Annotated in this window: 18 protein-coding genes; 17 read left to right on the forward strand and 1 reads right to left on the reverse strand. The window is 57.6% G+C overall.

Annotation, left to right across the window (positions count from 1 at the left end):
* Positions 1 to 9 precede the first annotated feature (9 nt).
* The 17 genes from PM3016_RS01865 (at position 10) to PM3016_RS01940 (ending at position 17,844) form a co-directional block, all read left to right on the forward strand.
* The gene (locus tag PM3016_RS01865) at positions 10 to 960 is read left to right on the forward strand and encodes a WXG100 family type VII secretion target (protein ID WP_013914191.1); all 951 of its coding nucleotides are present in this window, start codon (positions 10 to 12) and stop codon (positions 958 to 960) included.
* Between the two features lie 140 nt (positions 961 to 1,100).
* On the forward strand, positions 1,101 to 1,814 hold the full coding sequence (locus PM3016_RS01870) for a hypothetical protein (protein WP_236628610.1): 714 nt from the start codon (positions 1,101 to 1,103) through the stop codon (positions 1,812 to 1,814).
* Positions 1,815 to 1,833: 19 nt separating this feature from the next.
* Positions 1,834 to 2,085, forward strand: coding sequence for a hypothetical protein (locus tag PM3016_RS01875; protein WP_013914193.1), 252 nt, complete (start codon positions 1,834 to 1,836; stop codon positions 2,083 to 2,085).
* Between the two features lie 218 nt (positions 2,086 to 2,303).
* Complete coding sequence (locus tag PM3016_RS01880; protein WP_013914194.1) at positions 2,304 to 2,576, forward strand: WXG100 family type VII secretion target; 273 nt, start codon at positions 2,304 to 2,306, stop codon at positions 2,574 to 2,576.
* A 147-nt stretch (positions 2,577 to 2,723) separates the two neighbouring features.
* Positions 2,724 to 5,414: a hypothetical protein gene (locus PM3016_RS01885; protein WP_014368244.1), complete on the forward strand. Its 2,691-nt coding sequence runs from the start codon at positions 2,724 to 2,726 to the stop codon at positions 5,412 to 5,414.
* A gap of 72 nt (positions 5,415 to 5,486) precedes the next feature.
* Positions 5,487 to 6,365, forward strand: coding sequence for a CpaB family protein (locus tag PM3016_RS01890; protein WP_014368245.1), 879 nt, complete (start codon positions 5,487 to 5,489; stop codon positions 6,363 to 6,365).
* Between the two features lie 15 nt (positions 6,366 to 6,380).
* Positions 6,381 to 7,214, forward strand: a complete 834-nt coding sequence (locus PM3016_RS01895) for an AAA family ATPase (protein ID WP_013914197.1) — start codon at positions 6,381 to 6,383, stop codon at positions 7,212 to 7,214.
* The gene (locus PM3016_RS01900) at positions 7,214 to 8,650 is read left to right on the forward strand and encodes an ATPase, T2SS/T4P/T4SS family (RefSeq protein WP_014368246.1); all 1,437 of its coding nucleotides are present in this window, start codon (positions 7,214 to 7,216) and stop codon (positions 8,648 to 8,650) included. Before PM3016_RS01895 ends, PM3016_RS01900 begins: the two co-directional genes overlap by 1 nt.
* Positions 8,647 to 9,648 carry a hypothetical protein gene (locus PM3016_RS01905; protein ID WP_014368247.1) on the forward strand — a complete coding sequence of 334 codons (1,002 nt, stop codon included), beginning with the start codon at positions 8,647 to 8,649 and terminating at the stop codon, positions 9,646 to 9,648. Before PM3016_RS01900 ends, PM3016_RS01905 begins: the two co-directional genes overlap by 4 nt.
* Positions 9,649 to 9,721: 73 nt before the next feature.
* The gene (locus PM3016_RS01910) at positions 9,722 to 10,618 is read left to right on the forward strand and encodes a hypothetical protein (protein WP_014368248.1); all 897 of its coding nucleotides are present in this window, start codon (positions 9,722 to 9,724) and stop codon (positions 10,616 to 10,618) included.
* A 35-nt stretch (positions 10,619 to 10,653) separates the two neighbouring features.
* Complete coding sequence (locus tag PM3016_RS38375; RefSeq protein WP_013914201.1) at positions 10,654 to 10,803, forward strand: hypothetical protein; 150 nt, start codon at positions 10,654 to 10,656, stop codon at positions 10,801 to 10,803.
* Positions 10,804 to 10,836: 33 nt separating this feature from the next.
* Positions 10,837 to 11,388: a hypothetical protein gene (locus PM3016_RS01915; RefSeq protein ID WP_014368249.1), complete on the forward strand. Its 552-nt coding sequence runs from the start codon at positions 10,837 to 10,839 to the stop codon at positions 11,386 to 11,388.
* Positions 11,389 to 11,392: 4 nt separating this feature from the next.
* Positions 11,393 to 12,001 (forward strand): hypothetical protein, encoded by a 609-nt coding sequence (locus PM3016_RS01920; RefSeq protein WP_041619014.1) that lies wholly within the window; start codon positions 11,393 to 11,395, stop codon positions 11,999 to 12,001.
* A gap of 19 nt (positions 12,002 to 12,020) precedes the next feature.
* A complete protein-coding gene (locus PM3016_RS01925; protein ID WP_014368251.1) occupies positions 12,021 to 12,386 on the forward strand; it encodes a hypothetical protein in 366 nt (121 codons plus the stop codon).
* A 32-nt stretch (positions 12,387 to 12,418) separates the two neighbouring features.
* Entirely contained in the window at positions 12,419 to 13,462 is a 1,044-nt protein-coding gene (locus PM3016_RS01930) for an S-layer homology domain-containing protein (protein ID WP_014368252.1), read from the forward strand.
* A gap of 32 nt (positions 13,463 to 13,494) precedes the next feature.
* Positions 13,495 to 14,538: an S-layer homology domain-containing protein gene (locus tag PM3016_RS01935; protein WP_014368253.1), complete on the forward strand. Its 1,044-nt coding sequence runs from the start codon at positions 13,495 to 13,497 to the stop codon at positions 14,536 to 14,538.
* Positions 14,539 to 14,550: 12 nt separating this feature from the next.
* Positions 14,551 to 17,844, forward strand: coding sequence for an Athe_2463 domain-containing protein (locus tag PM3016_RS01940; RefSeq protein ID WP_014368254.1), 3,294 nt, complete (start codon positions 14,551 to 14,553; stop codon positions 17,842 to 17,844).
* Positions 17,845 to 18,030: 186 nt separating this feature from the next.
* Here PM3016_RS01940 and PM3016_RS40640 read toward each other — a convergent pair whose 3' ends face one another.
* Complete coding sequence (locus tag PM3016_RS40640) at positions 18,031 to 21,609, reverse strand: carbohydrate binding domain-containing protein (RefSeq protein ID WP_014368255.1); 3,579 nt, start codon at positions 21,607 to 21,609, stop codon at positions 18,031 to 18,033.
* Between the last annotated feature and the right edge of the window lie 532 nt (positions 21,610 to 22,141).

A 22,141-nucleotide genomic window follows, 5' to 3' on the forward strand; every position in this document is an offset into this window, starting at 1 on the left:
GGATCAGCTTTGAGAATTCGAGTCAGTCCCGAACAGCTCGGGCAGGTCGCCCTGCAGTTCCAGCAGGCCCAGCATCAGAGCCAGACTTCGATCGCCCGCATGCGCGGGGCGATCGGCCGGCTGGAATCGCAGTGGAGCGGCGTGACCCGGGAGGAGTTCTACCAATCCTTCCAACGGGCCAGCCAGATCATGAACCGGTATCTGGAGACGCTGCAGAAGATTGAAGGCGACCTCAAACAAATCAGCCAAAGATTTGCAGATACGGACAAAAAGGAAGACTCTTCCTCCGAATTGTTAAAGAAAGCCATAATTTCGGGCCTGTCCACGGCAGGCAAGCTTGGGTTTGTCGCGAGTGCGCTGAAGGTATCCGCCAATGCCAAGCGGGCCGACCTGGTGGACATAGCCGTGAGAGATTGGGTGAAGAACGGAAAAGTAGCGGAAGTCTGGAGCAAGCTGCTTCCGGTGAAGAGTGTCAATACGCCACAAAAGATGGCGGCCAAGCTGGGTAATATCGATCACACGCTGCCTGGCAGCAGCATTAAAGCAACGAATATGGCGAAGCATATCCGCGGGCAGCTCAAGCCGTTCGGTTTGGTCGGTGTCGCTCTGACATCGGTCGGTGAAGTTAAGCCGCTGGTTTCGTCAATCCAAAGCGATATCGCCAAGTACGACGGCCTGGAAGCTGCAGGGCATGTCGCGACGGACGTTGCCTATTCCACCACCAAAGTGGCCGCCACGGTGGGCGCTTCGTATGCGGGAGCGGTCGGCGGGGCCCAAGCGGGCGCATTCTTGGGCTCCTTCGTCCTTCCGCCGATTGGTACGGCGGTAGGCGGCATCGCGGGCGCCATCATCGGTTCTTCCTTGGGGGGAGCTGTAGTTAGCGAAACCATCGAGAACCTGGTGCCCAGGGAACGGTTTAAGTCCGGGGTCCAAAAGCTAAAGGGCCTGCTTGGCTTGTAACGTACATAACAGGAGGAGGACAAGACTGCCCCGTGCGCAGGGGTGGTTTCGGATACATGAGTGCATCTACGATAAAAGTGTCTTTAGAGGAATTAGCTCTGCTTCTTCACCTGAATGATCGCGACGAGGAATCAAAATTAATGCTCGGGATCGCATATGAGGAGCTCACACCCAAAGAAGTAGAGAACATCTTCGTTACCGCATCCCATTCACTTCTGGTTCGCGACCTGCTGCTGATGGCCGGGGATGGGGAGAAGCTGTGTATCGCTTCCACGCTCAAGGAGGCCTTGGATGTCACGGGCGCTCCGGAGGGTACGCTGTTCTTCCAACGTGTGGATACCGGGCTGCAGACCTCTTATACCGGACATCTGCACCGCAAAGGAAGCTCCTATGTCTCTTATCAGAGCTTGGACGGGATTGTTCATACGTTCAAGGATATGGGGAGCCGTGAAGGCCTTGCGGAAGAAGGGATGTCTCTGCTGGGCTTAAGGATCAAGGGCGATGCGGAGAACGGCGGCCCCCTCGCTGAACTTCCTGCTAGGTTGGTGAATAACTTGGCGGGCCTGACCTCAGAGCAGGCAGCAGAAAGCAGGGAAGCCCTCGTGTCGGGTGGATTCACCACCGAGCTGGCAGACCGCTTCCTGGAGGATGCGCAGCATGCGGCTTCCATCTACAGCGTCATGAAGCTGGAGGAGGGGGAGACGCACGAGCTCCGGGCAGACCGCGGTCTGATTGTCATCGAGTCCGAACAGACCCAGTGGCTGCTGTATCCGAATGGGCAGGGGAATGGCTTCACGGTTTCGAAGCTGTCGGATGCCCTCTTCAGGGCTCAAATACAAGGATTGGACTTATAGCGGCAAAGGCGGGTTGAAGATGTCCAAAAAATCCGATGGAGATTTTTTTGAATCAGGTTTCGGGAAGTTTTTGATCGGGGTCGCTGCTGCCATTGGAGCCATCTACACGTTCCTCCTGGCTGCCTCCAAGTATTTTATGATCACCGTTATGGTTTGTATGGCGGGTGGAGTCGTATATCTGCTCTTCCTGAAAGAGGTCTTTTATGCGCTGATGCTGCTGGTACCCCTGCTCATCTGGTATGCCATGTACCGCCACTTCACCAGTAAGTAAGAAGACCTAGGAAAAGGAAGTCCAACCTGCATTAATTTACATTTAATTACTTTTATTTCTGTTGAATTCCATATATTTTCCTAATTCAACTTCTATTTATTGACCTAATGTCAATTAAAAATAAGTCTAAATCCATTGTATTCCTGCTTTGGATATAGTACGATAGAAACGGATATAATCCCCACATTTACTACATATTGTCGCAGGAGGATGACACCATGGCAAAAATTTTGGTCTCACCGGAGACACTCCAGCAAGCATCCAATACCTTCAAGCAGGGCGGAGCTGAGAGCCAGGCTCAAGTCCAGAAGCTGAAAGCCACGATCAACGGGCTTCAGGGACAATGGGAAGGGATGACGCAGCAGAAGTTCTTCGCGGACTTCCAGCAGGCGGAATCGATGATGAAGAACTATGTGGAACTGCTGCATAACATCTCGACACAACTGGATACCATCGCGCAGCGCTTCCGTCAGGCGGACGGCCAAGGGTAATGATACCCGATCAGAGAAGACCAAGCCCGAGTGCGCTTGGTCTTTTTGTTGCCCATCCGGGGAAGATATGAGTCCTCAGAACCAGGAACCGATCGCGATTCATCGCGTTGCAGGAATACATAGATCATTACAAAGGAAGGGATTTCCTTGTCGTTTCAACCCGAAGCGGGAGAAGAGCTTCGTACAGCCCATAGCCGGTATATCATTGCGGAGCATCCGGCCGCTCCCGGTCTGCCGTACGGGCAGGAAGGCCGGCAGGGCACGGTCTACCGGCTCGATGATCCGGAAGGCGGGCCGTCCCGGGCGCTGAAAGTATTCCGCCCGCGGTTCCGGCAGCCGTTCATCGCAGAACAGGCCCACCGGCTGGCACCTTACGCCTCCATGCCGGGGCTGTCGGTCTGCGGCAGAACCGTATGGGTGCCGGGCGACTCAGAAGGCCCGCCGGGACAACCGGGACTGGACTACGCCGTGCTCATGCCCTGGATCGACGGCCCGACGTGGACGGATGTGCTGCTGGACAGGCAGGAGCTCGCGCAGGAGACATGCCTCCAGCTGGCGCTCGCGCTCTCGAAGATTCTCTTCGATCTCGAACGCAGCGGGATGGCTCACGGGGATCTCTCCTCCGCGAATTTACTGCTTCCGGCTCTCCTGGGCACAGCGCCTTCCCGCAGCGGATATCCCGTCGAGCTGATCGACGTGGATACAATGTACCACCCCGACGCGGCCCGGCCGGAGGTGCTGCCGCAGGGGACACCGGGCTATGCCAGGAGCGGAGCGCAGCAGACGGGGGCCTGGTCCCCGGAGGCGGACCGGTTCGCGGGCGGCGTCCTGCTGGCCGAGATGCTGGCATGGGCCGACCCCTCCGTGCGGAGGGAAGCCTATGGGGACAGCTACTTTGACCCCGTGGAGATCGGAACGCCCTGCCGCCGTGCCGAACTGCTCGAAGATGCGGTCCGGGCCCTGTGGGGGGAAGAAGCCGCAGCGCTGTGGAGCCGGGTATGGCACAGCAGCCGGGAAGAGGAGGCGCCGGGCTTCAAAGCCTGGTACCTGCTGCTCAACCGGATTCACAAGGAGCCTGCAGCCCGTATGGAGCCCGTCAGGCAGGAGGAACAGCCAATGGAAGAGATGATTATCATCGGCGGGGAGCCGGATGAAGGGCTTCAGACCCGCCTTGAGGCCCATAACCTGGGGAAGGCTGCGGTGTATCCGGAACTGGGGGCATTTCTCTCGGATATCGAGCAAGGGAGAGGGCCGCTCCGTTCCTGCCGTTTGATCGTGCTGCATGCCTCGTCCGATCAAGGCCGGAAGGAAGCCGAACGGCTGCAGCAGACTCTGCTGCAGTCGGGCGGGACCGGCAGCAGCCGGCCGGCTCTGTATCTGGTCATCAGCCGGATGAGCTTGTATGAGCAGTTCATCGAGCTGGACGAGCTGCTGGCCTATGACAATGCCTGCGCGGTCTTCCTTCCCGGCATGGACGGCGGTCAGCTTGTGCGTCTGCTGTCGGGTGAATATGACCGGGACGGCATACGGCATCCCCGTTTCAGCGGACCGCCGCAGGCAGCCGGCGGCGGCTTAGGCCGGCCGGCGGAGGCGGGGCGGCGTCAGCCGTTGGCCGATACGCCAATGCGCACGGCAGACCCGCAGCCGCCTGACGCCGGCAGGCCGCCGGAGGGGCAGGCGGCCGCCCGTTCCGGTCCGCAGGCGCCGGATGCAGCCCAGGTGCAGCCGTCCTCCGGCCGCTGGGGCGCACCGGAGGAGCGGGAGCTCTCCCGGGCGGCACAGCCGCAGGCGGCCCCGGAAGCCGAACGCACCCGCAGGGAGCCTTTGCCTGAGCAGCCCCGGGAGCCTGAGGCTCCGCCGGAACCTCCGAAGGAGACCAAGCGGGGCGGCCTCTGGGGCCTGAAGGACAAGCTCAGCATCCGGTTCGACGCGGATGAGCGGGGCCGGGGCCCCCAGGCGGCACCGGAGAAGGAACGCCTTTCGGGCAAGTCGTTCCTGTGGAGCCGGGAGAAGAAGGTCAAACTGCCGAAGCACGGCAGCATTCTCGTTACCGGCGACCGGGGCAGCGGCGTCACCTCGACGGCCGTGAATCTGGCCCATCTGCTGTCCGGCTACGGCACGGTGGCTCTGCTTGATTTTGACTATAAGCGCAAAGGGGTCTCCTACCTCTTCCCGGACACGGTGAAGCGGCAGACCGACGAGCGGCAGAGCTTCGGGCTCTATGCGCTGCTGAACAACCCAAGGCTGTTCGAGGATGTCATGTTCGTGGAGCACGAGCAGCTCTCCTTCGTCACGATGACCGAGCCTTATGTGCTCGAGCTCTACGGCGACCGCCGGTTCGAGAGGACGATCGGGGAGAAGCCGAGGGAGGAGCTGCTGCAGGACCGGCGCTTCTATGCGGCAGTGAACTACGTCAAGACGCTGGTCGACTGGGTCGTCATTGACCTGCCGGCCGAGACGATGAAGATCGCGGAAGACCTGTCGATCTACTCCGACTACGTGCTGTTCACCTCGCACAATTCGGAGCTGGCGCTGTCCAACCTGCTTTTCGTGGAGCTCGGTTCGCTGTACAAGACCAATGAGCTGGCGTTCACCAATTACCTCGCCAAGGGCTCGATCGTGCTCACCCGCTACGAGAAGGAGAGCCTGCTGGACCGCAGGGAGCTCACCGGAGCGCTGGCCGAGAAGCTGATCCGGCGGCAGGGTGATCCGTGGAACCTCAAGGTGGTCGGGGCGATTCCCTACACGCCGGGTTATGCGGGCCAATACAGCACCGGACGGATGCTGAGCCTCGGTGAGCTGCGGGAGCCTTTTCTCCAGATCATCGAGAATATGTAGCCGAATGCGGGCCCAGCGTGATACATCAGTTGCAAGTTAATCGTGTGAGTCAAGGAAGGAAGGCGTCATAGCGTGTTTAAAAGGGGCAGCAGCGATACACGGGTGCTAGTCAACAAGCTCAAATCCATCGGCGTGTACTTGCTCGCGCTCGGGGTGTTCCTGGCCTCCCTGGTCATGATTCTGAACAACACCTCGAAATACAAGCGGGATGTTGCCGTAGCCGAATTCAGGGAGGACGTCGGGAGCGGGACGCTGATCAAGAAGGACATGATCCAGAAGCGCACCCTCGCCGAGCGGGACTACGACAGCAAGACCATGGTGCCTTATGATCAGGCGGCAAGTCTGATCGAGGGCAAGTATACGGGCATTTACATACCGAAGGGCGTTACGCTCCAGAAGACCTGGTTCACGGACAAGAAGAAGGAGCGACTGAAGTATCTCAAGGACATGAAGGAGAATCAGGAGTTCGTGACAATTCCGTACGACTCCCGGTACAGCGGGGGGCGGGTGCTTCTGCCCGGCGATTACGTGAAGCTGTACGCGGTCTACCAGGGGACGGACCCGGCCACAGGGCAGCTGAACAAGCTGGCGGATGTCGACGTCATTTTCAAAAAAATCAAGGTCACCGACCTGCTCAACGCCGAGGAGGAATCCGTGCTCGGGTACCTCGAGGATGCGCAGATGCTCTCCCGGGAGCAGCAGGAGGCGCTCATGAAGCGCAAGGAATTCCAGGACAGCCTTACGCCCAAATTCATGGGACTGGTGCTTACGAACGAGGAGGCCGAAGCCCTGCAGAAGTTCCTCGGCAACGGGAAGATCCAGATCAAGGCGGATATTCTCACCCGCGATGAGAACGTGGAGAACAGCAACAAGATCGGGTCGCTGCTCTCGCAGCTGCAGGGCGGCACGGCAGCACCGGCGCCGCAGGCGGACGGGGCAGCTCAGCCATAGGGGGCATAGAATACAATGGATTTTCTGAACCGCACCAAGAAGATCATCGAATACAACGTCGAGAAAATTCAAAGCGAAAGCTACTTCTGCTCGAACTTCGGGTTCGTCTCCCTGCTCAACGGGGCCGGGACTTCGACGCTGGCCGCCAATACGGCCTCATTGCTCTCCAAGCAGGAGAAGAAGGTGCTGCTGCTCGACGCGAACTTCCACCAGCCGAACCTGTTCTATTTCTTCGACGGGCTGGAAGTGCCGGAGAATCAGTCGCTCAGCATGTATTTTGCGAACAAGATCGAAGAGAAGGAGCTCAATATCCGGGTGCCCGGCCATGAGAACCTGTGGCTGATCTCCACCTCCCCGAAGGACCGCGTGGACAAAATCCTGCAGGCGAACGAGGACAATCTCGGCCGGCTGATGGAGTACGTCTCGGAGACGTTCGACTTCGTCATCGCGGACATTCCGTTCCTGCCGATGAGCGAGTGGTTCATTGAGATTCTCGAACGGATGGACAAGTCCATCATCGTCTGGGACGAGCAGAACGACTGCGGCTACAAGACGGTGCAGATGCTCGAGTTCCTCGACAGCCACAGCGACTGCGTCAACATGGTGAAGAACGTGGTGATCAACAAGCGGACGAAGCGGGCGTACGAGCTCGACAAGATCAAGAAGGAGTTCAACTGCAACTACGTCTGCTCCCTTCCCCACATTGACGATATGGACGAACTGAAGGCCGCCGGGGAGCTGATCATCGATTCGGGCAAAATGTCCCGTGCCTACGGCAAGGAGTTCTATCATATGGTGGACTACCTGCTGAGCAACCACAAGACAGGAAGCAGCGGAGGTGAGGGCTGATGCTGACACCGGAGAAGCTGAAGCAGCGCCGGGCGAGGTACGGGCGGGCTTCCCTTTATACCAAGGAAGAGATTTCGTTCACGAAGATCGTCGAACAGTGCAGCCGCTACCTGCACCGTCTGAACCGGGAGATGAACCTGAGCGCACTCAAAGCGAAGCAGAGGACCCGGGATAACATCGACCGGTTCGTCAACGACCTCGAAGTGAAGGTCGAAGGCTACGAGAACCCGGACCAGCTGCGCAAGGCGCTGAAGGACGAGATGATCCACTACGGCATCATCTCGGAGCTCATGGAAGATCCGGCGGTCAACGAAATCCGTATCAATGGCTATGACCGGATCTTCTATGAGGCGGGCGGGATGACGAAGCGGTACGACAAGGCCTTCTCGAGTCCCGAAGATGCCCGCAGGGTCATCGAGCGTCTGCTCGGCGAAGTGCGGATCACGGAGAACGAGCCGTTCAAGAACGCCCGGACGCTTGAGGAAGGCTGGCGGATCAACGCCATCCACGGCGAGATCTCCCATCTGGGAGAGTACGGTGTGGTCATCCGGAAATTCCGGGAGAATACGTTCCGTGATGAGGATTTCCTCGAGAATGGCGTAATGACACAGGACATGCTGAACTTCCTGCAGTTCATGCCGCAGATCTACGTGAATTGGTGGACTGTCGGGCCCACGGGCTCCGGCAAGACCGCACTGAACGAGGCGATCCTGAAGAAAATGAACCCGTCGGACCGGACGATCATCGTCGAGAATCCGACGGAGATCCGCTTCGAGCAGAGAGATGAACGGACGGGGCAGACGGTCAACGACTTCCTGCAGCTCGTCGCGAAGAATCCCGATCCGGAGAATGAGAAGAACCCGAACTGGCCGACGATGAACAACCTGCTGACCAATGCGCTTCGCCAGACGCCGAAGTACCTTGGGGCGGGGGAGATCCGTACGCCGGAGGAGTTCAAGACGATGCTGGTCGCGGCCCAGACCGGTCACCAGACGTTCGCCACCTTCCACGCCGATGCGGCGGACAAGGCGCTGCAGCGGTACCTGACGACCTACCTGATGGTGTCGCCGAACGAGCCGCCGGAGCTCGTCATGAGCAATCTCTGCGATACGATCGACCTGATCGTCTGCGTGAAGCTCTTCCCGAAGACAGGCAAACGGCGGGTGACCTCGATTGCCGAGGTGATCGGCTCCGAAGGCATGAAGCCGCTGATCAACATCATCTACGAATACGAGATTGAGCATGTCGACGATGACGGCGTCGTGAAGAGCTCCTTCGTCCGGCGCAATGCCATCAGCGACAAGCTCGTTGCTAAGTTCAAGGATGCGCATATTCCGTTCAGCCGGTATGCGAAGTGGACCCAGCCTCCGGCAGGAGGCCGGGAGGTGGAGGCGACTTACTACGAGGGTACTCAGAAGGAGGCTGTCCTGCTGTGATTCGCGAGCTGAAGCTGTTCCTGTTCAGCAGGGACATTTTCCCTGTCCTTCTGGCGCTCCTCTCCCTGTTCCTGTTCACCGTGAAGTACTGGAAGATCGATCTGCAGAACAAATCGAAGGAGATGGGCTCCCGGACCTTCACTAAGCTGCTCGCTTGGGGGGTGGAGAATAACCGGAAGCGGGTACAGAAGGAGCGGATCGGCCTCAAGCAGCGGAAGGTCGTGAAGCTGTACCAGCGGATTCTCGGCAGTGTCATCGAGGCCTACGAGATCAAGATCACCGTGGAGAACTTCACGGTCTTCTTCATCGTGCTGTGGTTCGTGCTGGTCGCCGTGCTCTATTGGACGATCGAGAACCTGCTGATGGCGGTGCTGATCGCCACGCCGGCGGTAGCCGCTGTCTTCGCTGCCATCGTCACTTCCTCGAAATCCAGGATCAAGGCACGGGATACGGCCGTGATGGACTTCCTGGATATCATCTGTCCGCTGATCGGGCGCGGGGTCACGGCGACTTTCGAGCGAAATATCGCCGCAGCCGATCCCCGGATCCGGGGACATATCCAGACGTACATCAACCAGCGGAAGTTCAGCACGATTGCGGTTGAACGTGCGATGGATGAACTGGCGGAGAAGCTCGGACCCCGGTTCCACGAATTTGCGAGGAAAGCCAAGAACTACGAATACAACGCCCGGGAAGGCGATGCCGAAGCATTCATGGACGTCGTCGAGATGAACAAGCTCATCCGGATGTTCGAGGTCCGGTCCGAAGCGCTGTTCGAACGCAAGAACCAGGACATGCTGGCGCGGATTCTCATCATCATCCTGCTGGCGCTGTATGCCAACTACGTCGGCGTATCCGCCGAGTTCATGCAGGGCTCGGGTATCGCGCATATCATCAACTCGGTTGTCGTCTGCTTCTGCCTGGTCATCTTCGCCGGCAATCAGCTCGTGCAGATTACCGCACGGGTGAACGACGATGAATTCACGGAAGAAGCGTAATGAGGAAGCGTAAGGCAGAAGCGTAAGGCAGAAGCGTAAGGCAGAAGCGTAAGGATAAGAAAGGGGATGCCCTGTGGCATCGATATTATTTTTTGCGGTGATCGGCTCGCTGGCCCTGGGCTGGCTCGGTTTTGCGCTCGGGAAGGCGATTTTCCGGCCGGTGGCCAAGAAGAAGGCCGTCCGCTTCCGGGTGAAGCAGGAGAAGAAGAAGGACTGGGACCCCGACAGCGTGTTCCAGCTCCTGAAGCTGGATCTCAAGGAAGTGTTCCTGTCGGAGACGGCCGAGCAGGAGCTGAACGCCAAGCTGCGGCGGCTGGGGCTCGCCAAGAGCGCCCGGGACGTGCGCAAGGAGCAGATCGTACTGTCCGGTGTATCGCTGCTTGTGGGGCTGTTCTCTTATTGGGCCTTTGCACCGGTCCTTGGACTTCTCGGGCTGGCGATTGCCGCCGCCGGGTGGATCTATCCTGTGGAGACCATCAACCGCGAGATCCGGCAGATGAACGAGATCGTCTACAAGAAGTTCCCATCCTTCTACCGGCGCAATTATTACTCTTACAAAAAGAACATCAACACCTCGCTGTCCCGCGTGGTCGAATCCCATATGCGGGTATGCCACCCGGCGTTTCAGCGGGAGCTGAAGGTATTCCTCGAGGACATCGAGTCAGTAGGGGAGTTCGAGGCCATCCAGCGGTGGAAGAACCGCCTACCGCTTCCTTATATCATCCGCTATGCGGAGATTATCGAGAGCCGGCTCCGGGGGGAAGACAACACCCCGGTTATGGAGAACTTCAAGCTGGAGCTTGATAAGATGCGGGAGGTGCAGGTCGACAAGGACCTGCTCAAGCTGGAGAGCCGGATCAATGGCGTACTAGGCCTCATGTATGTGCCGTTCTTCCTGCTCCTCATCATTTATTTCCTGGCCCAGATGCAGGGCTCGGGACTTGTTCAATTCTTCAAGCAGCTGCAGTAGCAGCTGCGACAACCAATTTTCGGGAGGGTTTCATTATGGTGAAATTTGCGCAAATGGCTGCGGCCATCTTCATTATCGGAGTTGTGATTGCGGTACTGAATGACAATATGGAGGGCTGGATTAACGAGGTGTGGACACACGTTTGGGGCCTGTTCAAAGGCTGGATGGGTCCTGGTACGGCATAATTTACATACTTTATCGGAAGTGGGAGAGGAAGCATGCATCATTTTTTCTGGCTGATCGTCCGGTTCTCCATGCTGATCCTCGGGGTTCTCTGCCTGTTCTCCTTCCTGACCTTCTTCCCTTACCTGATGGATGTGAAGGCGATGGCCAACCAGATCTCGCTTCAAGTGATGAATGACGGCTATCTGGATCGGAAGGACGTGGACAAGCGGCTCGCCGAATTCCGGACGGAGCGGGGCTTCCTCTCGAGTGCCACGCTGGTACCGGGGGAGGCCGATGCCGGGTATCTGCTTCCCGGCTTAGGTTCACCGGATGAGGTGAGCATCAAGGCTGAGTACAGTCCGGGCGAGGGCCAGGCGGAGCGGGAGCTGCTGCCGATCTGGAAGGAAGAGAAGGCGGCCCGGGTGACGGCTGCCGAATCAAGCGGTACGGCGCCTGTGGGTGTGTTGGACCGTGACGTGCCGATTCGCGTGGAGATCCGGACCAATTACAAAGTCGAGACGATTGCCTTCGGCAAACGGCTGGTGATGTACCTGCCCTTCAGTGTAAGCTCGGCGGCCATCACGATTGCGGACTACAAGTGGTAGCGCCATGGTCAGATTCGGAACCTTCGTAATCAAGATGATGCTGCTCCTGTTTGCCCTGCTGGTCGTGACGGATCTCATGAGGTATTTCCTGCTCCACTCGGAGGTGGAAGCGGAATCGAGTAAAGGCTTGAAGTATATGCTCTCGGCACTAGGTACGGGTGAAGGCTCGAATGTAATGGGCACACTTGAGGAGGTCAAGCAGCGGACAAGGGATGCTTTCGACCGCTATATTGCCACCCAATATCCGGACTCGGCCTATGTGAAGGAGTCAGGCGAGGATGGCACCTATTACTTCTATAACATCACGCCCCGGCCTGACCGGCTGCAGAATACCAAGCTCAGGATACTCTCCGGGCGTATTACCGTGCAGTTGAAGCTCCCTGCGGAGGTCGAGAAATCGGACAGCTCTGCAGACCTTGTGCCTACATATGAGGTGGGGCTGGGCTACCGCCGGTTCCTGATGTCCTCGCTCAATCTGCACCCGGGCGTGGATACCGTATGGGAAGAACGTTCGATGATGCGGTTTCCGGTGAGCCATGTAGAGCTGGCGGAGTTCCGAATCGGAGTGAGCTCCGGAACGATTGCCGTGCCGTCACCCATACCAACACCCTGAAGAAATGGAGGTTATTCGTATGAACAAGAAGGCAATCGGCATGGCGGCCCTACTGACGGCTGCGTCGCTGCTGGTCGTATCCTCGGTTTATGGCCGGACCATTATCACCTACGTATCGGAGTTCTTTGAACCGACTCCGGCTACCGCCGATTACGGTACTGTGAAGAAGCTCACCGGCGACTTCCGGCAGCAGGAGATCTCGGACAGCCAGACGGAGGCCGTTTGGACCCAAGGCAGTGTGACGATCAAGAGGCCGGACGGAACCACGGTGAAGGGCGAAATTCCGGTCGGCGGCTTCGAAGTGGAGACGAAGAAGTGGCCGCAGATTCCGGGCGTGCCGGATCTTGAGTACAAGACCTTCGGCAGCGATACGGCGGCACCATAATAGGTGACGAGGCGAACATAAGGGGAATACATATGAAACGAGTTTTAAAAACAGCATGGGCGGCTTCACTGCTGTTCTCGGCTTTCGGCGGCTTCGGCGGAGGCAGCACATCAGTGATAGCGGCGGGTTTCAATGATATCGAGAACCATTGGGCAAAAGAAACGATCACCTGGGGACAGCAGGAAGGCTTGATCAGCGGTTATCCGGACGGCACGTTCAAGCCGAACGCGCAGGTCACGGAGGCCGAATTCGTCAAGATGATGGTGGCATCGTTCAAGACGGAAGTCAGCGAGGTGCAATCTCCGAAGCACTGGGCGGATGCTTATTACTATTTTGCGGAGTCGAAGAACTATCCCTTGAAGGGTTATCAGGAACTTGCTGACCGCGATAAGCCGATTACACGGGAACGGGTAGCGGAATTTGTAGTCGGGACCGTCGGTAAGAACTACAGCGGGGACCAGGCGATCCAGTATCTCATCGGATTTAAGCTGGCAACAGGTAAAGTTGAGGGCGAGATGACTATCGCCTCCTTCAAGGGCCAGGATACGCTAACCCGTGGGGAAGCGGCCCAATTCATCCGAAACTTGAAGATCAACAATGTGAACTATTTCCGAACCAGGCCTTATGAACCTTCGCCAGCCAGTGGGCTGCCACTCATGCCAAGCCCGACCCAGGTGGGATTGAACCAGATCATGTACGTGCTGAATACACACGTCATGACCAAGTTTCCGGGGTACAGTGTCCGCAGCGCGAATCATGACGGTCATTTCGATACTAGTACGGTTACGGTGATTGACGGAAAGAACCGAAACATACTGGTAACGCAGATTGAATATGATCCAAAAACCAAATCGATTGTCTTATTCCACCTGCTGGAATCCGAAAAAGAAGGAAATGTGGAAATGACAGCTGCGTCGGTGAAGGCGCTGGGGTATCCGGTGCCGGACAATTTCGCTGATACTCTTCATACCGTGCTAAAGGAGCATAAAGATCAGCGAGTGCGGGCAGGACAGTGGACCCTTTATCTGAAACCGGATGAGAATCTCATGACTCGAATGCAAATCATCGTAGAATAAAGCTATTTAAACAATTCTAAGGGGGATACATAATGAAAGGCCGGTTAAAAACAGCCTTGGCAGCCTCGCTGTTGTTCTCGGCTTTCGGCGGCTTCGGCGGAGGCGGTACAGCTGTGCTGGCGGCGGGTTTTAACGATATCGAGAATCATTGGGCGAAAGAAACGATCACCTGGGGGCAGCAGGAAGGGCTGATCAGCGGTTATCCGGACGGTACGTTCAAGCCGAACGCGCAGGTCACGGAAGCGGAGTTCGTCAAGATGATGGTAGCTTCCTTCAAGACGGAGGTCAGCGAGGTGCAGTCTCCGAAGCACTGGGCGGATGCTTATTACTATTTTGCGGAGTCCAAGAACTACCCCCTGAAGGGATATCAGGAGCTTGCCCAGCGTGATAAACCGATTACCCGGGAAAGAGTGGCGGAATTTGTAGTCGGGACTGTGGGTAAGAACTACAGCGGGGACCAGGCGATCCAGTATCTCATTGGCTATAAGCTGGCCAGCGGGAAGGTGGAGGGTGATATGTCCATCGCATCCTTTAAAGGCCAGGATACATTGACCCGCGGGGAGGCAGCGCAGTTTATCCGGAATCTAAAGCTGAGTAATGTAAACTACTTCCGAACCCGGCCTTTTGAACCTTCACCGGTAAGTGAGCTGCCCCAGCTTCCGGGGCCTACCCAGCAGGGATTGAACCAGATTATGTATACTTTGAATGACAAAGTAATTACTAAGTTTCCCGCCTATGGAGTGCGTCCAGTCAATCATGACGGTCACTTTGATACGAGCTTCGTTGTGGTGTACTACGGGGAGAATAAACACGCAATGGTATTGAATATAGAGTACGACCCCAAAACAAAATCCATTATTCGATTCAACTTTATTGACGGAGAGAAAGAGGGCAGTGTGGAGATGTTTGCCGCTGCAGTGCAAGCTCTTGGATTTCCAGTGCCGAATGACTTTAGCAGCACCCTTCGTGCCGTGATGAGTGAGAATAAAGCTCAGCGGGTGAATGCAGGCCAGCGAACATTGCTCCTTAAGCCAAACGAATTGGTTGTAACCCGGATGGAAATATTCGTTGAGTAGAGGGGAATGCAGATGAAAAGGTGGACAGCTTGGTTTTGCATTGTTGTCCTGCTGCTGCCCCTTTGGCCGGCAGGGAATAGGGTGGAAGCAGAAAGTAATTCTTCTCTTATAGCACGCTTCCAGTCCTTTATGAAAGATAAGGATATTAACGGGGGCTATACGGCTGAGGATTTCAGAAGGGACAATGGAAGGTTGAAGGAAGAAATAGACCGATACTTTGATTCCCTTGATATTCCTAGATTTATAAATGGCAGACAGGGGCGTGTTGAAATTAACTACCCTCTTGCTGCCCGAAAGAAGATTATCGTCTACGGCACGCCGTTTGATGACGGTAACGATCCACCAAAGGGCGACCAGCATCGATATTGGGGTCAAACGGAGTCTCTGACGGTGTTCCCCAATTTTGATTATCCTCCGGATGCGGAGAGCCACACTCCTTTAAAGGAGAGGGATTGGATAGAGGAGCCCTGGAACAAAAATATTAAGAGAGCTCAGAAAACCGACTATATGGAAGGTGAGCTATGGGATACCGGGAGTCAATCGGACCAACAAGACTCTCATCTCGAGGCATCACCTAAAGAGTGGCTGAAAGGTGCTGTAAACCACTACAACAATGACAGCAACCTGCTCGAAGATCTCGGGTGGAGCGTGGACAAGCTGTACAAGCACGCGGTGATTCTGTCTCGTCCTACGGAGTATTCGTACGGTCAGATCGTGCTTTTCCATCATCGTAATGGGGTAAACTGGTACGACGACTTCATGATTCCTCCGCTGAAGAGCCGGTATAACATTTCGCTAAGAGGCTCCTCGCTCACTCCGAATGACAAGGGGCCCGAAGGTTCGCCGCTCCGGCTTCACACGGAGGTGGAGCTCAGCGCTTACAATTCGGAGCCGGTGCGCATCAAGGTAGAGTTCCGCAGGCTGAACGGCGATATCATCAACTCCAAAGAGATCGAGCTTTCCCGCGAGCATCCAATGGAAAAGGTCAGCATCGACTGGAAGCGGCCGGGCGGCGGGGAGAAAGTAACCGTCGAAGCCTATGCGGTGAACAGCAGCGGGCAGCGGGACGAGAAGTTCCCAGAAGCCTACGAGGAAGATAACGTAGACTACATCGCCTTGTCGGCCCCGGTGGATGTACCGGACGGTCCGTACGAGGGCTTCTATCATGTGAGCGACCTCAACAAGCTGAAATCCCAGGAAGACGTCCGTTCTTATGGCGGCAACCCGGTGTTCATTCAGGAGCTGTCGACCGGCGGCAAGACCGTAAGCGGCATATCGGACCTGCCATCGGAGCCGGTTTGGAAAGACAACAAGGGCAATGATATCAGTCCCCGCAGCTTCTTCGTCAATGACGGAAGCCGGACGTATCTGAAGCTCTCGTCGCTGGCTTCGCTCTCGGGCGCCAAGCTGACGAGCAAACTGACCGCCCCGGCCTTCAGGACGGACCATGAGTCAGAGATTACCCGCACGGAACAGGGAGCCTGCGTAACGGAGACGGAGTGCGAGACCATCTACCATGTGACCGAGACGTTCAGACTGCAGTCCATGGGCTCCTACTACTCGCAGAATCTGGCGGAGTTCGAAGTGGAGCAGTCCCGCGCGCCGCAGATCAGCAAGTTCGCGGTGGACCCGCAGGGCAATCTGCGCATCTCCGCCTCCGCGTTCGGCTTTCCTGCGGGCGGCCTCAAGGCGGATCTCATCCTCGACTATGAGGCGAACAAAGAGAAGCTGCCTGAGGGCCTGCGTTCCTTGGACAATCCGGCCAATCCGCAGGGCGGCTACTGGCGCAAGATGGTGCTGCCGGCCTTCGCATCGGAAAAGCAGCCGTTCATTCACGAGCTCACCTCGTCGGATGGGGCGGTGATCACGAAGGGCACGGAAGCCAAGCTGAAGGGCAGCTCCTCGGATGAGCTCGTCATCTCCCAAGAGAAGCTGCAGCAAATGTTCGCTTACAGCGAACAACTGGATCTGTTCCGTCAGTCGGAAGCCTACCACAAGGCCCAGGGAACGGAAAAACACAGGCTGCTCAAATACATGGAGGGCATCGGGAAGGACCGTCCGGCGCTGTCGCCGGGGCCTCATACGCTGACCCTTTACGTAACCGACACCTTCGGCCGTTTCGATTATATCACCATCCGCTACTCGCCTGTCGCCCTGCATGACGGCAAGGCAAAGCCGGAGTTCGCCTACTTCCAGGGTAAGGGAACGCCGACCGAGTTCAGTCACGAGACGGCGAACGGCCGCTCCGGCATGAACGCGTACCGGGACTATGCCGTTCACTTCGATCTGACGGTGCCGGCAAGTATCCGGAAGAGCGGTACAACGCTGGAACGGCCGGGCTTCCTGGCGGCATGGGCCACGGATTTTCCGGCTATGCGCACCGGCTCGCAGTATAAGGTCGGCATGTCGAAGGACACCGCCGGAGCGCTGCATGCTGCAGACACGGGGGATTTTAACACTTTCGATGCGGATGGATCGGTGAAGAATGTCAGCGATCTGGTACCGGCCAATGAAGCCAAGGTCTACAGCAAGTTCGATCCAAGAGACTTCTATAACACAAAGCTGATTCAGGAAGAGAAGAACACGTCGGCACAGTTCAAGGCGTTCCCGAGGGTGATCCGCTCCGGACAGGGCATCTTCACGGAGAGCAGCCTCGAAGTGAGGGCTGTGCTGGAAGGACCGAGCGAGGCGGATAACATCCGCCGCATGGCTGAGCTTGTCAGCAGCGTGATCGAGGGCGGCTCGGGACTTCAGCTCTCGGGGGCCAAGGACGAGGAGCTGATCACCTCGGTGACAGGGCCGGGCAAGTACGGGGATCTCACGAACAATCTCAATGAGACAAGCCAGAAGCTTGTGCTGCAGTCCGGCACGGTACAGTCCATCATCGAGGCCTCGAAGCCCGTCACTACGAGCCAGACGATCATCGAGGACAGCAGGAACCGGCTGCAGGTACAGCGCACGGAGTTCATCTTCGCCGTACCGGTCTGGCTGGAGCCGGCCAAGGGAGCCTTCGGCGGAAGCAACCTCAACACGAAGTCGTATGACTGGACCGGCCGCGGCTACCGCGGTTTCATGATCCACCCGAATACCAAGGACGGCTTCTACACGATGCGGGTGGAAGGCAGCGCGGATCTGTCCAAGCTCGATCCGTCGTTCGCCGGGCGCAAGCTCAGCCTGTACAGCCGGTTAGAGCCGCTCGTTGTCCTCGGATCCGTGTTCCAGGACATGTGGGTTGATACTTCGGCCCCTGCACCGGCACAGCCGGGAACCGTCGATTCGGGATCGGATTGGCAGTGGACCGATTAAGCGACTGAATACATTTTGGAAGGCAGCTGCAATACCAAAGAATAGCAGAAGGACCGCACCCCGGGGCTGAGGGTTGCGGTCCTTTTTGCATTTGTACAGGCTAATCTAGAAGGGGCCATTCTTTTTTCGGACGGCGCAGCATTCAAGCAGCCGGATCCTTCAATGGCTGCGTTCCCTAATTCTTGCCTACAGTCCCTTCCACCGGACGACGGTGAGCGAGACGGTCTGGGCGCCCGCTCCCTTGGTATAGGTCCGGTTCGCGATGTCGGTGCCCGTGGAGCTTACCTCCACGGTCTCCCAGGAGCCGCGGGTGATTTTGTACTGCACGGCCGTGCCCTCGGCAATTGGCAGCGTCACGGTATACGTGCCGTCAGCCTGCTTCACCAGCTTCGAGGCCGGATCGGCCGCATTCCAGCTGTTGAAGGATCCGGCGACGTAGAGGCTGTCGCCCGCAGGCGTATTCGACGGCACCGTGACCTTGAAGGTCAGCGTGCTGGCCCCCGCAGCCGGATTCGTGGTCACGGACAGCGCAGCCGACGCGGTGGAGGTGTTGCCCGCGGCGTCGAAGGCCTTGACGGTGTAGCTGTACACGGTGTTGGCTGTCAGCCCGCTGTCCGTGTACGTCGTGCCGGCGGTGGTGCCGACCTTCACGCCGCCGCGGTATACGTCGTACCCGGTAACCTTGACGTTGTCCGTCGAAGCGGTCCAGCCGAGCGTAACGCTCGTATCCGTCTTGGCCGAAGACTGCAGGCCGGCGGGAACGCTTGGCGCCTGGCTGTCCGCCGGCGGAGGGCCGGACGTGATGACACCGCCGCTGTAGGTGGACGTGCCTGCCGGGAAGATGTAATTCTTCCCGCCGTTGTTGTCCCACGTGCCGCTGCCGTTGTTGAACACGGCTTCGAGGGAGGCCGCGGCGCCGAGGTCCACGGTCAGCTTGTGGTAGCCGGCGATCTCGGAGGCCGGCATGACGGTACCCGGAGACGTCGTCCATGTGCCGCCCGCCGGACGGTAGTGCATGTAAGGCGTCGTGTAGCCGGGCTTATAGTAGACCGTGGCCGAATTGCCCTGGTCGGTTGTCGACAAGGTGGCTGCCGCGCTGGCAGCGGACGTGTTGCCTTTGGCATCAAAGGCTTTCACGGTATACGTGTACGCGGTCAGAGCAGCCAGGCCGGTGTCCACATAACGGTTCGCCGCAGAGGTTCCTACCTTGGTGCCGTTCCGGTAAATCTCATAGCCCGTGACGCCGACATCATCCGTGGAGGCCGTCCACGTCAGTTCGATGGACGTCTTGGAGGCGGAAGCGGCTTTGATGTCCGACGGTACGCTTGGAGGCGTCGTGTCGAGCACCGGCGGCTTGTCCGTCAGGAACGGATACGTGCCTTTGATATCGCCGCTCGGGTCCTCGATGATTTTGCCGCCAACATTCTTGTATGTGCCTGCACCGACATATACCTGCTGAATATCGCTGCGGGTAATGTTACCTTTGCTGTCCTTCGCTTCAATGTAGTAGTCGACAAGCTCGTCACGCAGGTCCTTGATGTACGAATAGTACAGATCGCCGATCTCCTGTGCCGGCACCTTCTGAAGCACAGCTTTGGAGCCGGCCTGCCAGTCGACGCCGTTCATGTCCGGCTTCAGGTCGCGGCGCAGCATCGGATATTCCTTCCACTCGCCGACCTTGGCCGGGTCGATCCCTGCCACGCCCTGTGCCTTCAGCGCCGCCGGGTCATAGACGCGGAACGTGTTGTCCGCCGCATCCGCCTGCTTGCTCGTATGCTTGCGGATCTTGACCTTGATGTCCGTGATGCCGTTCAGGTCATAGGCGTAGGTGTAGATGCCGAACGTATTGTCAAAATGATGAAGCGTCCAGCCCTCGGACTTGTCCACGTTGGCGCTGCCCGGGTTATATGGCCAGCGCTGCGGCCACCAGACGGACGGGCCGGTGCGGTCCTTGTCCGCTTTGGGCGTAACATACGGCTTCGAGAAGTGAAGAGACTGATTGAACGAAACGGTCGGCTTCACGGAATCGTCCTGGTTCTCGTCATAGTAGCCGAAGCCCGAATCGATCGCCGGCATGAGGAAATACCACGACAGCTCCGCCGGGTTGGCACCGCCTGCATAATCCTTGGATGCATCGCCCTTCACCGGATAGGACATCATCCACGGGTTGAGCTGGTTGCCCGCATAGGTGACTTCCTTGTCAAGCGCGGTGGCCGGCTGCCAGTGGTTCGGATGCTCGTCGAGCCAGATCTGCTCGGCCGTCTTGGCGTAGTTCTCCGCCGCCTGCAGCAGCGCAAAGTTGCGCTCGAGGTAGTGGTAGCCGTGCTCGAATGACACCGTCATGCCTTCCTCGACGCCAGCGAGGTTCTTTTTCGGCGTATAATTGGTGCCCATCACGCGGTTGAAGTCGGCGAACTGGCCCTTCCAGATGCCGAACGGCAGCTTCCAGTGATGCCACTGCGGGTCCGAGGACGAGTCGCGCGTATCGATCCAGGAGCCGTCCTGCACGTGCACGACATCCGACGCGGCCGGCTTGTTCGTCGCGAGATATTCGTCGATGCCCATGCCTTTGACCCCGGTATCGGAATACGTCACCGCTCCCGCGTTGAGGTAGGTACCTTTGTCACCGGCGCGGCCGGAGGAATTGTCCCCGTCATGCGCGATGACGAAGAACTGCTTCTGCGGCACCAGCCCTTCGAACGGCTTCAGTGCCTTCGCCGTCACCTGGCCCTGATACCCTTCCTCCCAGGACTCGGCTTGGGCTACCGGGACCCCGACGATCTTGGACTCCTTGCCTGTGGTCGGATTTACATACTTCACCCAATGCGGAGTGGAGGCAAAAGGAAACTTGTTATGCGTCACCTGCTGCTCGTTGAACATCTGCTGCGATACCCAGGAGCCGACATTGCTCTCATTCTGCAGGTCCGCACGGTTTGGCGGGGAGACCATCGTGTCCTTGCCCGGGTCGTTCAGCAGCGGATAGTCTCTCAACGTACGGGAGAAGTGGTTGTTGCCGATGACCGACCACTGGATGCCAAGCTTCTCCAGCACGGGAATGATGCGCTCGGAGAATCCAAGCTCTGTCGGGAAGAAGCCCTTCGAGGACTTGAAGTCGCTTCCGAGGAAGTAAGGCTGGGCAAGCGTCGCGTTATGATAGATGAGGTCCTTCAGCATATAGTCGTTGCCGACGAGAGGTCCCATCGTATGATGGCCAGTAAAATGCACCATATCCATCGTGCGGTTGCCGCTTGGGGTCTTGAGCGTATTGTAGGCGTTCTTCCATGGGGCTCCCCAGTTCGTGTTGCTGTAGCCCGGCACGTTGTTCGTGTACATGAAGCTGTTCACGTTGTTGATGACGGCAGCGGACATCGTGACCTGCATCTGGGCGGAAGGATGATTGGCCCGCAGAGTGGCGGCCACATCCCAGGGCCATTCCAGGTAGGCACCGGTTTTGGCGTGATGCGTGTAGTAGGAGACGAGATCGTCATGGGGCATCGGGGCGCCGCTGGGCAGGTAGTAGGTGTAGTTGGCCGGCGGGTTCTTCTTTAGGTCGATCACCTGGCCGTCGTAAATGTAACGGACCGGACTGCCTACAGGGGTAGAATCATACTTGGAGACATCGTAATAGGGCCAGAAGTTCGGCATGTGGTTGTGGTACACGTGAGATGCGGCAATCTCCGCCGAAGCGGAGGCAGATGGCAGAGCGAGAGCCAGCGCCAGCGCGGCGGCACTGAACCGGCGGAGCCATCTTGAACGGGATTTCATCAGAAGTACACCAGCTTTCTTTGGGTAGAAGTAGGAATCCGCGATCGTTAGCGGCAGGGGGCGGAAGAGGGATCTGCCCCTCCGGCAGGATATGCTTCTTCCGGACAGGAAGAAGGATGCCTGCTGACATGGGGCGGGCCCAGCCGCAGATGCCGTAAGGTCTTGGGGGATGGGATCAGGCGGGTGTTCGAGGGACCTCCTTTCGGGTGGGAGACAAGGGATCTGTCGTCCCAAGAATGAGTAGAGCGCTTTCATGAAGGGTCATGCATGTCATTCTTGTTACTTCGGCAGCTCAGTTGAAAGAAGAATGAGCTGAAACCGGTTTCCGATGTAATGCAGCATTAGCCAACACGAAATAGGAGGTGCCGGAGACTCAGGTTGGCAAGCGATTACAATTCCATTATATGGTGTAAGGGACAGACCGGGTACCCGACAATATTGCTCTCAAAAGTGGAATATATTGATCTAGCCTGCACCATCACTCATTGAAAATGGTTTACATTTGATTGAAACGGCGGGGCGGCTGTACCGT

It is taken from the genome of Paenibacillus mucilaginosus 3016, assembly GCF_000250655.1.
Classification (GTDB): Bacteria; Bacillota; Bacilli; order Paenibacillales; family NBRC-103111; genus Paenibacillus_G; species Paenibacillus_G mucilaginosus.